Source organism: Pseudomonas sp. PAMC 26793 (genome assembly GCF_000313235.1).
Classification (GTDB): domain Bacteria; phylum Pseudomonadota; class Gammaproteobacteria; order Pseudomonadales; family Pseudomonadaceae; genus Aquipseudomonas; species Aquipseudomonas yamanorum.
The window spans coordinates 81,372-93,469 of record NZ_AMXG01000026.1; the positions used below are offsets into that span (position 1 = coordinate 81,372).

Genomic DNA, 12,098 nt, shown 5'->3' on the forward strand with positions numbered 1-12,098 from the left:
GTTGAGTCAGGGTCGAGTGTTGGCGTTTGGGTCAGGCCAGGCTGCTGGCCTGAATCACCTTGCCCAGTTCCAGGCGCACCAGTTGGTCGGCGACATCGAAGTAACGGTCGTCATGGCTGATGACGATGATGGTTTTGCCCAGGCGCTTGAGGTCCGGCAAAAGCTCGGTATAGAAAATCCGTCGGAAGGTCGGATCCTGGTCTGCAGCCCATTCATCGAACACCAGCACCGGGCGCTCTTCGAGCCAGGCGTTGAGCAAGGCCAGACGCTTGCGCTGGCCAGTGGACAGGTCTGTGGTGGTGAACGCGCCGTCGCGGACGCTGACCTTATGAGCGATTTCCAGGCGCTCCAGGTACTGATCGATATCGGCGGGCAGTTGTTGCCCGTGCTGGCCCTGAACCAGTTCGTCAAACAGGTAGTAGTCGGAGAAGATCGTCGTGAACAGTTGGCGATAGTCGTCGCGGCTGTGTGCATCCACGGCCTTGCCGTTGAGCACGATCTGGCCTTCCTGCGGGGTGTACAGGCCCAGCAGCAACTTGATCATGGTGGTCTTGCCGCATCCGTTCTCGCCGACGATGAACAGGATTTCCCCTTGCTCGATGCTCAGGTTCAGCGGGCCCAGCTTGAACGGTTCGAAGCCTTCCACCGCCGGGAATGCGTAACTGACGTTGCGCAGTTCCAGGCTCTGGACGCTCTGCCTGGCCTGCGGCTGGTCATTGATCAGCAGGTGTGGTTCCGGCGATGAAAACTGTTCCGAGAGCTCGGCAATCCGCCGGAACGCGATCTGTGCCCGACTGATGATGGGCAGTGTGCCGATCAGGTGTTCCAGCGGCCCCTTCATGTAGAGCAGCACCAGCACAAAGCCGCTCATGACCTTCTGGTCGACGCTGGGCCAGAAGGATTGCAGGGCCAGTGCCAGTCCGATGACCACAAAAAACAGCATCGAACCAAGGGTCTTGGCGATCACGAAGATATTGATCGAGCGGATGTGCGTGTCACGGATTTTGTTGGCGGTGCCTTCGATGCGGTGGCTGAACATGCGCGAGCGACGGGGGCGATGGATGCGCAGTTCCTTGGCACCTGCACTCAGGGCGTTGTAATGCTTTTGCAGTTCGTCTTCAGATTCCCGGGCGGCAAAAAAGCCCTTGATACCGAGTTGCCGGGCGAGGTACTGCACGGCGCTGCCGAGGATAATTGCCACAGTGGTCAGCAGGAACATCTCCCAGGACAGCATGGCCAGGTAGCCCAGGCAGCCGAGGGTCACCGTGAACGAAATCGCCAGCGGGGCGAAGTCGAAGGCAAAGTCGCTGATGGTATTGACGTCGTGGGTCAGTACCGGGATCAGCCGATGTGCACGGTAACGCTCGATCTGCTCGACCGGGGCGCACAAGACTTTGGCCCCCAGGTCTTTGCGCAGCCGGGCGATCACGTGTTGGCCAACGTAGTTGGTGCCAATGTCGGAGATGATCGAGCTGACCAGACCCAGTACGCAGAAACCGGCGAAGGCCAGGACCATGCTGGAGTTCAACCCGCCTTCGGTATGCAAGGTGGTATTGATCGTGGCCAACAGCGCGGTAACGCACAAGCCACCCAGGATGCCCAGGGCAATGGAGATGCTCAGTGTGACCCAGTAGGGCCTGAGCAGGCTGAGCACTTCGCGGATGGCGCTGCGGGGTTTGGCAGTCATGTGAAACATTCCTCGGCGTCGGGGGTTTTGCAGTGGCCCGTGGGGGGCGAACCTTTATGGAACGAAGGGAAAGGGCCCGAATTTAGCGGCGGGCGATCGATGAGCTGGGGGGAGGGAAGGTCGCCGCCTGTACGTCGACGACCTGGAGTGGTTACAGCTCCCGGACGACCCGGAAGCCCAGCCAGTTCTGGCGGTCGTTGGGGATGGTGTGGTTGCGGTTGCCGGAGCGTGAGAACACTGGAGCACTGCTCCAGTCGTTGCCGCGAATCTGGTGGACTTCGCAGTCACCGGTCATCCATGCGCTGCCGTCGGCGGGCGCTCCGTTGTAGCTGTCGTTGAAGCAGTCCTGGGTCCATTCCCAGACGTTGCCGTGCATGTCGTACAGGCCGAAGGCATTGGCCGGGAAACTGCCGGCGGGCGAGGTGTAGGTGAAGCCATCGGCCGGGCCGTAGGTGTTGGCGTGCTTGGCAATGCTGTAGTGGCCTTCGGCGTCGAAGGGAAACGGGAACGGGCCGGTACTGCCGGCGCGGGCGCCGTACTCGCGCTCTGCTTCCGATTGCAGGCGGTAGTGCTTGCCGGTCTTTTTCGACAGCCAGGCAACATACTGCTGCACGTCATCCCAGCCCATGCACACTGCAGGTTGCCGCGCGCCTTGTGGGTAGCCGGGCTTGCCGGCCTTGCAATCGGAGCCGTCGTTGGCGTCGCCATCGGGAGTGCGGTTGCCGGACTGGCGCACATAGGTTTCCCACTCGCTGGCCAGAATCTGGAACCTGCCCATGGCCAAGGGCCTGGCGAAGGTTACCGTGTGCAGTGGGCCTTCGTCCGGCTCCCGGCCGACCTCGCCTTCCGGAGTGCCCATGGTGAAGCTGCCGGCTGGCAGCACGACCATTTCCGGGCAGTCTTTGCAGTCCTTGAAAGTACTCCCGGGTGCCGGTGGGCTGGCAGCCTGCGCAGCCAGTGGCAACAGGCAGCTCAAAATGGCGGCGGGCAAGTAGACGCGAAGTGTGGGCATGGGCTCTTTCCGATAGCGACAAGTGCTATTGAAACGAGAGTGCCAAGGTAAAATTTAGCGCAGCAGGCGGGTTGATGCGCGAGCTGCTGCGCCGTAGGCCGGGCTCTGGACCTATGCCGTCCTTCGATTGAACGGCGCCTCGGCCAGCAGTCGTGCGACACGTTGCAACTGTGCGCTGTCATTGAGCAGGCCTGGCGCTGTGCGCACCAATGGGCCGACATCGCGATCCGTGGCGTCGGCGATCACTTTGTTGGCCTTGAGGTAGTGCGCGACGGTTTCCGGTGCCACGTCCTTGACCCTGAAAAAGGTGAATCCGGCTGACAGCTCGGTGCTTGCCGGTGTCACCAGTTGCACCCCGCGAACGTGCTGCAGATGCTCCTTGAACTCGCTGTTGAGCTGATGAATGCGCGTGGCGACCCGATCCTTGCCCAATTGCAGGTGGAATTCGAACGCCTTGCGCAACGCCCACTGATGCTCGAAGGCATGGTATCCGCCGGGTGTCATGGTGGTGCCGAAGTCTTCGCTGGCCGAGAAGCTTTCAAAGGTCGGGATCAGGTCCTGCACCTGCGGGTTGCGCGAGCAGATGATACCGGTGCCGCGAGGGCCGAATATCCACTTGTGGGTGCCGGCCATGAAGTAGTCGCAATTAAGGTCGGCAAAGTTGATGTTCTCCACGCCAAAGCCATGGACACCGTCGACGCAGAAGATAATCCGGTCTTTTTCGCCACGCGAGCGGTTGCGCTCATCCACCAGTTTGCCGATCTCGGCAATGGGCATTTTTATCCCGCTGCCCGAGTGCACCCAGGTCATGGCCAGCACTCGGGTCTTGGCGCTGATATTGCGCGAGAGCGTGTCCAGCACTTCGTCGGCAGTGACGGTGTGCGGGTCCTTGAACAAGCGGATGGTCTTGATTCGAGTGCCGTCCCGTTCGGCGCGAAAACTCAGGGCGCCCTTGGTGGCGTAGTGTTCGTGCTCGCTGGTCAGCACCTCCTGGCCAGGGTGGATCACCAGGCCGTTGTAGATCAGGCCGATGCCCTCGGTGGTGCTGCCGGTCAACGCGATCTGAGGTGTCTGGACTCCCAGATAGCGCGCCGCCCAGGCCCGGGAGTCATCTTCGTGGCGCCAGATGTTGAGGTAGTCCATCTCTTCGGCGGGGTTGCGGTCGATGCGGTCCCGGTGGGCGGCGATATCATCGCGCACCATACGAGGGTGCGAAGTGATCAGGAAACCGGCGAGGTGAGTCCAATCGGTATCGATGTTGAACTCACCCCGCACCTGCTGCCAGTCGCCCGGGGTTGCCGGGCGAGTGCTACCGGTTATGGCGGCGGCCCCGTCCGTTCTGGCAGTTGCCGAGACGCAGCCCTGCAATTGCAGTCCGGCGGCCAGCAGGCCGGCTTTCTTGAGGAAACTTCTTCGATCGTCCACGGCGGGTTTTCCTGGTTGCGAATTCATGGTTGGGTCGCTGGGTTGGATGCTTGCCCGGGTTTGGCCGCCAGGGCTTGTACCTGGCCCCATACCCGCAGGAAGTTGCCGCCCCAGAGCTTGGCGATATCGGCCTCGGAGTAACCGCGCTGGATCAGTTCGGCGGTGACATTGCGGATCTCGCTGACGTCCTTGAAACCTTTGAGGCCGCCACCGTCGTTGAAGTCCGAGCTGATGCCGACGTGGTCGATGCCGATTTTCTTCACGGTGTAGTCGATGGCGTCAGCGAAGTCCTTGAGGGTTGCCAGCGGCTCGTCATCCAGGGTCGAGTACAAGCCTTTTGCGTATGCGCCAAAGCGCTGCTCGGGCCACACGGCAATCACCGGGTCACCGGGCATCAAGGCCATGGCGAGGTTGGGCAGGGGCGGCAGGTCGAACTTGGCGCGAAGGGTATTGAGCTTGTCCTGGGTGCCCTGGCTCAGCGGCTTGAGGTAGGCCGGAAAGGCAACTACCTGGACCACGCCACCACTGTTCTTGATCAGTTGCAGTTCCTTGTCGCTGAGGTTGCGCGGGATGTCGACGATGCCCCGTGGTGCCGAGTGCGAGGCAACCATCGGTGCCCGGCTCAGTTGGCTTACCTGAACCAGTGCCTTGGTGGACATTTGCGACACGTCGATGATCACACCCAGGTCGTTGAGGCGCTTGACTGCCTGTTTTCCGATCTCGGAGAGGCCGTCCAGGGCGTCCGGTGAGTCGTTGAAAAATGGCAGTGGTCGCGAGGAATCGGCCCATTCGTTGTTGCCGATATAGCTGAAGCCGAACATGCGCATGCCCCGGGCGGTCCACAGGTCCAGCTGGTTCAGGTCGTTGCCCAGTGGGTAAGCGTTGAGCATGCTGATGAAGATCGCAAACTTGCCCTCGCCATGCAGGCGGCGGAAATCGTCGGGTGTGTAGGCAATGCCGACCCGTTCGGGGAAGTCGCGCACCATGGCGCTGATGATTTTGTAGCGTACTTCCTGTTCGTTGCGCGCGCCGTCGACGAAGCCGGCGGTGGGCTTGTGCGGCGCGTTGGGGCCGTTCCAGATTTCCGGCCAGCCAAAGATCGTCAAGGCGGCTCCCGACAGGCGTCCGCGTGCGGCCTTGATCAGGTCGAACTGATCGCTGCCGTCTTTATCGGCTTCATTTCCTGCGGTGCCGAATGTCACCGGTAAAGTGATGTGGCTATCGAACGAAATGATCCGGTCTTGCAGCTCATCGGCTTGCTTCATGACTTTGACAGGGTACCCGGGGTTGTTCCTGAACCCGTAGTCCCAGACGAAAAAGCCGGCAGCGGCGGTCACGGCCAATGCCAGGGGCAGGCCTAGGTAGAGAGCCTTTTTCGAACGAGGTTTTTTCATTGCCATCTCAGTCAGGTTCGCCTTCGAAGTGCAGGCACCGGGGCCTTTGCTATCTGGGAAGAACGAGTCGGGGCGATGGAAATTTAGGCTCCCCCACACGCGGTCGTGGTGGCGCTAAATTTTGCCGTGCAACAAACGTTCTAGCTTGGATAAAGCCGGCTTCATGGCTGACACGCTTGATGGTTAACAGGTAGGGCAATGACGATTTCTCGACGATGGTTCCTCGCGGGCCTGGCGCTGACCGGTGCCGCCGTTCCTGCCGCTTATTACGGGCATCGTGAGCTTACGCGCGTGGACGAGCCGATCACGCCAGGTGAGGCCACCGTCGACCTGGCGACGCTGGCGGGGCAGCAGCTTGCCAACAACCTGAGGGGTGTCTGGGACGTTCGATTCGAAGGGCGCGATGCGGGCCTGGCCGGCTTGCCCCTTGACGGTTTACAGCTGTTTCTCGATGTCGCGCATCGTGGTCGTGGCTTGCGCGGTTTTCTCGACACTGCACAGGGCTTGCGGGCCGACGCTCAGCCGCGCTATCGGGTGGTTGGCGACCTGGTGCCGGCAAACCCGGCGCAGGTTCGCTGGCGCCTGGTCAATCGCGACAGCGCCGGGGGCGTGCCGGACTATGAGTTCATTGTGACCCTGGACGAAGTCTGGGCCGATTTCGGCAATGCCGGCAGCGGCACCCTCAGCGGCGTGATAATAGACCTGCATCGTCCACTGATGCTTGCGGAGAGCGAGAACCGTTTTATCGCCATCAAGCGCACATTCCCCGAAGCTCGCGAGCGTATTGGCTTGAATCCGACGTTGCTGGCATGGCTGATTGCTCCGGAGCATCGGCTATTCCATCAGTTGTGGCATGCCTCGCGGGACAAGTGGCATACCTTGTCCGAAGAAAAGCGCGGTGCCCTTCGAGGTATCGGCTGGCAACCTGGTCCACGCGACCAGGAGCGTGACGCCCGTGGTCCACGCAAGGATCGCAACGGATCAGGCGTCGACTTTTTTTTCATGCATCGGCACATGCTCACTACCGCGAGATCAATGCAGGATCTCCCGTCGTGGCCGAGTTTTCCCATGCCTCAGCCCGAGCTGGAGCGTGATCGCCAGGGCTTTGCGCGGTATTTCGACAACCATGATGGCTTTGCCTTGCCGCCGACCTGGATGGCCGAGGGTGATGATGAATACACCCAGTGGGTCAGCGACATCAAAGCCGCCGAGACCTATCACAGTAACTTCCAGGTCTGGGAGTCGCAGTATCGGGACCCTCGTTATCTTTCGACATTGAGCCTTGGGCAGTTTGGTTCGGAAATTGAACTGGGCTTGCACGACTGGTTACACATGCGCTGGGCGTCGGTACCCCGTGATCCTTCCAATGGTGCGCCGGTACCGATGGCACGTGATCCGGCGGACTTTTCCGCGCGCTGGTTCCGGCCTGAGAATGATTTTCTCGGCGACCCGTTTTCATCCCATGTCAGCCCGGTGTTCTGGCATTTCCACGGCTGGATTGATGATCGTGTGGAAGACTGGTTCCGCGCCCACGAGCGCTTTCATCCCGGGGAAGTTACGCGGATGGAAGTCAATGGCGTGCCGTGGTTTGCCCAGGGACGTTGGGTCGACGTGGGGGATCCGTGGCTGGGGCCGGTGACCCATGGTTGCAGTACGACACCGGGCCTGCAGGCCGGCAAGTCGATGGAAATGGACCCAGAGACCATGAAGCTCGCGCTGCGCATTACCTTTGGTGATGAAAAAAACCTGGGGAACCTGTTCAAGCGTGTTCCGAAACGACCCTGGTACGCCCGGCACCTGAAGCTCACGCAGCGGTTGCTCTGATCTGCACAGGGTGGGCGCGCGGATCCCGCCCGATGATCCTCGGGGACTAACGGTTGCTGCTCAGCTCCGTCGGTACCGTCCACCCACCCCCCAAGGCTTTGTACAACCCGATGCTGGCTTGCACGCGGGATAAACGCAGTTGCACATTGAGGTCCTGGGCTGCGTAAAGCGTGCGCTGGGTCTCAAGCACGGTCAGCAAGTCCTCCGCGCCCGCCTGGTAGCGGTTCTGGGCAATATCGAAGGCGATCTGCGCCTGGTTCAGTTCTTCCTGTTGCCATTGTCGCTGCTGGTCGACACCGCGAATGTCGGTCAGTGCGCGTTCGACATCGGCGAAGCCGTTGATGATCGCCCCGCGATAGTTGTAAAGCAGCTCTTCCTGGCGGGCGCTGGCCTTGTCGCGCTCAGCGCTCAGGCGTCCGTTGTTGAAGATTGGCGCCACCAGCCCGGCTGTCAGGTTATAGAAAGGGCTGCGCAGGATGTCTGAGGCGGTGCTGGCGCCCGAGCCGAGGTTCGCGCTTAAGGTCACGGTGGGCAGCATGGCTGCCCGGGCGACGCTGACATCAGCCTGAGCGGCGGCGAGCTGGGCTTCGGCCCGGGCAATGTCCGGGCGGCGACTGAGTAGTTCACTGGGCAGGCCGGCACCGATGCTCGGCCAGTTCAGTTGATTGAGGTCTTTGCTTTCCAGCGTCAGGTTTTGCACCGGTTGGCCGAGCAGGGCGGCCAGGGTGATCAAGGCCCCCTCAGCTTGTTGCTGTACCAGTGGCAGTTGGCGTTGTTGGGCGGCTACCAGGCTTTTCTGTTGCGCCAACTCAAGGGTGGTGGCGCTCCCGGCGTCATGTCGAGTCTGCACCAGCTTCAGGACGGCTTGTGCATTGGCCAGGTTAAGCGCCGCGATTCGGCTGCGTTCGCGCAGCGACAAGGTTTGGGCATACGTATCGGCGACGCTGCCGAGCAGGGTCAGCTCCACGGTGGCCCGGTCGAATTCGCTGGCGCGCACGCCCAGCACAGCGCTGTCGAAGGCGGCGCGACGGCCGCCCCAGAAGTCGACTTCGTAGCTGGCACTTAAGGTCGCATCGAAATAGTCCACGGCCTTGTTGTCATCCGTGGCATCGAGTTGGCTGTAGCCTTTGCCTCCCAGGAGTTTTTCGCGGCTGGCATTCAGCGTGCCCTTCAGTTCTGGCAGCAGCGGGCCGCCGGCGATGGCCGCGCCAGCCTGGGCTTGGCGAACACGTGCGACGGCGGCTGCCAGGTCGAAGCTGGTGCTGCGTGCCTGTGCGATAATGCGGTCCAGTTCCGGGCTACCAAAAGTGGTCCACCATTGGGCGCTCTGCAGGGCCGTGCCTTGGGTGTTCGGCGAATGCCAGTTGTCAGGGGCTTGCACCCCGTTCTGCGCTGGCGGCACTGTGGCCGAACAAGCACTGAGCAACAGGCAAAGGGAAAACAGGTGCAGGGGCGTTTTCATCGTTTGGTCATTCACTGGTCAGTGCCGTTACTGGGTCGAGCCGGGCAGCCTTGCGGGCCGGCATGTAGCCGAAGACAACGCCGGTCACCAGCGCACAGGCAAAAGCGCCGAGTACCGCCAGCCCGGTGAAGGCCACCGCTACCTCGCTGAGAATCAGAATGCCGCCCACCAGCAAGGCGAGGCCGATGCCGGCTATCCCGCCGACGACCGAGAGCATCACGGCTTCGGTCAGGAACTGGCGCAGGATGTCTCGCTGGCGAGCGCCGGTGGCCATGCGAATGCCGATTTCACGCGTGCGTTCGCGTACCGTCATCAGCATGATGTTCATCACCCCGATACCGCCCACCAGCAAGGAAATCGCGGCAATCGAGCCTAGCATCAACGACAGGGTATTCTGGGTCCTGGCCTCGGCCTGGATCATCGCGGCATTGTTGGTCAGTTCAAAGTCACGCTTGCCACCGTGCAGGCGCAGCATCAGTTGCTCGATGGCTCGTTCTGTCTGTTTGACATTGCGTGCGTCGGCGGCGGCGATGACCACGTACTCAGGCGTGTGGGTGGCGAACAACCGAAAGCTGGCTGCCGAGTAGGGCACCACAATACGTTCATCGCTGTCTTGTTCGCCGGAGCTTGCGCCCTTGCCAGCGAGCACACCGACCACCTGAAATGGCACGTTCTCGATCAAGATGTATTGACCTATGGGGTTGGCGACATCCTTGAGGACTTTTTCGCGGACTTTCTTGCCGATCACTGCCACCGCGGTCCCGGCGTCGACATCGGCCTGGGTGAAAAAACTGCCCTGGACCACTGGCCAGTTGAAAATCGCCGAAAAATCCACCCCGTTGCCACCGGTGTACATCACATGGTCGACATTGCCGTAACGCACCATGGTCTCGCGGCCGTTGATGGGCATTATCATCTTGACCTGGGGCAGGGTGGCCAGGGCGGCAACGTCGTCCAGGGTCACTTGCCCTTCGGGTGTGCGCGGGGTGGCGGCGTAACCACCCAGGTAAATGATGTTCGAGCCGAACGCGCCCATTTGTGCCATGACCTGACGCTTGCTGCCTTCACCCACCGCCAGCATGACCACCACGGAGGCAACACCGATGATGATGCCGAGCAGGGTCAGGGCGGTGCGGAAGCGGTTGATCCACATCACCCGCCACGCGGCTTTGACCGCGTCCAGCAATTCGCCTTTCCAGGCGCCGCTGGCCTCGCTGCCGTCGCTCAGGCGTCGGCGCAGGTCAATGGCCTGAAGGGCGCCTGGGTTGGCTGAGTGCTGCACGCCGGGATTATCGGCGGCGCTGTCGCTGATGATCAGGCCGTCGCGGATCTCGATGATGCGCTTGGCGCGCGCGGCGACTTCGCGGTCGTGGGTAATCAGGATGACGACGTGGCCCTGACTCGCCAGTTCATCGAGCAGTGTCATGACCTCGGCGCCGCTGTGGCTGTCGAGGGCCCCCGTCGGTTCATCGGCGAGAATGATATGGCCGCCATTCATCAGCGCCCTTGCAATCGAAACCCGTTGTTGCTGGCCGCCGGAGAGTTGGTGTGGGCGGTTGCCAGTCCGCTCGCCGAGCCCCAGGCGTTCGAGCAGCGCATAGGCGCGGGCATGCCGCTCGGCCACCGGGGTACCGGCATAGATCGCGGGCATCTCGACGTTTTCCTGGGCAGAGCCCGAGGGGATCAGGTGGTAGCCCTGAAACACGAACCCAAATGCCTCGCGGCGCAGCCAGGCCAGTTCATCGCTGTCCAGCTGGGCGACATTTTCCCCGGCGAACAGGTAGTCGCCTGATGTGGGCCGATCAAGGCACCCGAGGATATTCATCAGGGTCGACTTTCCGGAGCCGGAAGCGCCTACGATGGCGACGAACTCCCCGGTGTGGATCGACATGTCGATCCCCCGGAGTACCTCGACCAGCGGGCTGTCGTCACCACCATAGGATTTACGAATGTCGCGCAGATCGATCAGAGGCGTGCGCATTCAACCCCCGGCGCCGTCAGCAGGGCCGATCAGCAGATGGTCGCCGTCATTCAAGCCGTCGAGAATCTGCACCCGCAGCCGGTCACTGATGCCGGTGCGCACCTCGCGCGTCTGGATCGTGCCGTCGCTGGCGACTACGCGCACTTGTGGCCGATCGGCTTGCTGGCCGTCCTGCAGAGCGGCGATGGGAGCGGTCAGCACGTTGCGCGCCTCGTTGGCGACAAAGAACACTTGGGTGGTCATCTCTGCCATCAAGGCGTGGTCAGCGTTGTCGACGTCCAGTAGAACCGTGTACAGCACCACCACGCCGCCCTTGCCTTTGCCTGATGGGTTTGCGCCGCCTTTGCTGCTTTGGTCCAGTGGTTTGGGGGGCACCGGCAGTATCTGGCGTACCGAGCTTTTCCAGCGCCGCGTGCCGCCGCTCAGGGTGGTGAAGTAAGCGTTCATGCCAGGTTTGACGTGACCGATGTCGGCCTCGGAGACCTCGGCCCAGACCGTCATGGGCGATAGCTTGGCGATTCGTAATATCAGCGGCGTTTGTTGCTGGGCATTGAGGGTTTGGCCCTCTCGGGCATCCACTGCGACCACCGTGCCGGACATCGGCGCATAAATGCGTGTGTAGCCCAGTTCTGCTTCGTCACTGCGCAAGCTCGCCTGGGCCTGGCGGATCTGCGCCTGAAACATCGCGATACGCGCCTGGGTGGCGCGCACCTCGGCACGGGCGGTCTGCACGTCCTCTTCGCGGGTCGCCCCCCCGTTGGCAAGTGTCTGTTGGCGGCGGTATTTCTGCTGTGCCAAGTCGTGCTGGGCTTGTTGTTCTTGCAACTGGGCCTTGAGGTTCTCTATGGAGAAGCGCCCGGCGTCAAGTTTGGCTTTTTGTGTGGATGGGTCGATTTCCACCAGCAGTTGGCCTTCCTTGACCTCGCTGCCGACTTCGACGTGGATCTTTTGTATCTGCCCGGACGCTTGCGCCCCGACATCCACGTAGCGTCGTGGTTGCAGGGTGCCCAAGGCTGTCACACTACTTTCTATGTCGGCCCGACTGACTTCAACGGTGGCGAGGTTGTCCCGGCCTGGCGGAACGAATTGCCAGGCAGTGAAGCCGACAACGGGAATCAGGCAAAGCGATACAAGCAGAGCACGGCGGGTCTGTCGGGGACGTTTCATGCAGTATTCCGGCCAATGGAAATCGGCCCGTGGTTCAGGATGCGGTCAAAACAGGGCCGCAGCGCAAAACTGCCTCTTAGGCGGCAGGCACGGGAAACTGTCCATTAAACGGTGCAGCGGCGTGGGAATTTAAGTGAAGACACATA

General features: G+C 61.7%; 8 protein-coding genes. 1 reads left to right on the forward strand and 7 read right to left on the reverse strand.

Going from position 1 to position 12,098, the window contains the following annotated elements; genetic code table 11:
- Positions 1-31: 31 nt before the first annotated feature.
- The 4 genes from D109_RS0110665 to pvdM form a co-directional block, all read right to left on the reverse strand.
- A complete protein-coding gene (locus D109_RS0110665) occupies positions 32-1,687 on the reverse strand; it encodes a cyclic peptide export ABC transporter (RefSeq protein WP_017476876.1) in 1,656 nt (551 codons plus the stop codon).
- Between the two features lie 151 nt (positions 1,688-1,838).
- Entirely contained in the window at positions 1,839-2,699 is an 861-nt protein-coding gene (locus D109_RS0110670; RefSeq protein WP_017476877.1) for a formylglycine-generating enzyme family protein, read from the reverse strand.
- A gap of 111 nt (positions 2,700-2,810) precedes the next feature.
- Positions 2,811-4,124 carry an aminotransferase class V-fold PLP-dependent enzyme gene (locus D109_RS0110675; protein ID WP_017476878.1) on the reverse strand — a complete coding sequence of 438 codons (1,314 nt, stop codon included), beginning with the start codon at positions 4,122-4,124 and terminating at the stop codon, positions 2,811-2,813.
- A 23-nt stretch (positions 4,125-4,147) separates the two neighbouring features.
- Positions 4,148-5,518, reverse strand: a complete 1,371-nt coding sequence (gene pvdM, locus D109_RS0110680; protein ID WP_017476879.1) for a pyoverdine-tailoring dipeptidase-like protein PvdM — start codon at positions 5,516-5,518, stop codon at positions 4,148-4,150.
- A 198-nt stretch (positions 5,519-5,716) separates the two neighbouring features.
- On the opposite strand from pvdM, the gene D109_RS0110685 reads away from it, so the two are divergent.
- Positions 5,717-7,342, forward strand: coding sequence for a hypothetical protein (locus tag D109_RS0110685; protein WP_017476880.1), 1,626 nt, complete (start codon positions 5,717-5,719; stop codon positions 7,340-7,342).
- Positions 7,343-7,388: 46 nt separating this feature from the next.
- On the opposite strand, the gene D109_RS0110690 is transcribed toward D109_RS0110685, so the two are convergent.
- The 3 genes from D109_RS0110690 to D109_RS0110700 are packed head-to-tail and all read right to left on the reverse strand — an operon-like array spanning position 7,389 to position 11,952.
- Positions 7,389-8,804, reverse strand: a complete 1,416-nt coding sequence (locus D109_RS0110690) for an efflux transporter outer membrane subunit (RefSeq protein ID WP_017476881.1) — start codon at positions 8,802-8,804, stop codon at positions 7,389-7,391.
- Positions 8,805-8,811: 7 nt separating this feature from the next.
- On the reverse strand, positions 8,812-10,785 hold the full coding sequence (locus D109_RS0110695) for a MacB family efflux pump subunit (RefSeq protein ID WP_017476882.1): 1,974 nt from the start codon (positions 10,783-10,785) through the stop codon (positions 8,812-8,814).
- The gene (locus tag D109_RS0110700; protein ID WP_026077879.1) at positions 10,786-11,952 is read right to left on the reverse strand and encodes an efflux RND transporter periplasmic adaptor subunit; all 1,167 of its coding nucleotides are present in this window, start codon (positions 11,950-11,952) and stop codon (positions 10,786-10,788) included. It lies immediately after the preceding gene.
- Between the last annotated feature and the right edge of the window lie 146 nt (positions 11,953-12,098).

Bases quoted from the DNA above. Each gene is read 5' to 3' on its own strand.
- D109_RS0110665 (WP_017476876.1), bottom strand. From the start codon at position 1,687: ATGACTGCCAAACCCCGCAGCGCCATCCGCGAAGTGCTCAGCCTGCTC.
- D109_RS0110670 (WP_017476877.1), bottom strand. From the start codon at position 2,699: ATGCCCACACTTCGCGTCTACTTGCCCGCCGCCATTTTGAGCTGCCTG.
- pvdM (WP_017476879.1), bottom strand. From the start codon at position 5,518: ATGAAAAAACCTCGTTCGAAAAAGGCTCTCTACCTAGGCCTGCCCCTG.
- D109_RS0110685 (WP_017476880.1), top strand. From the start codon at position 5,717: ATGACGATTTCTCGACGATGGTTCCTCGCGGGCCTGGCGCTGACCGGT.
- D109_RS0110690 (WP_017476881.1), bottom strand. From the start codon at position 8,804: ATGAAAACGCCCCTGCACCTGTTTTCCCTTTGCCTGTTGCTCAGTGCT.
- D109_RS0110695 (WP_017476882.1), bottom strand. From the start codon at position 10,785: ATGCGCACGCCTCTGATCGATCTGCGCGACATTCGTAAATCCTATGGT.
- D109_RS0110700 (WP_026077879.1), bottom strand. From the start codon at position 11,952: ATGAAACGTCCCCGACAGACCCGCCGTGCTCTGCTTGTATCGCTTTGC.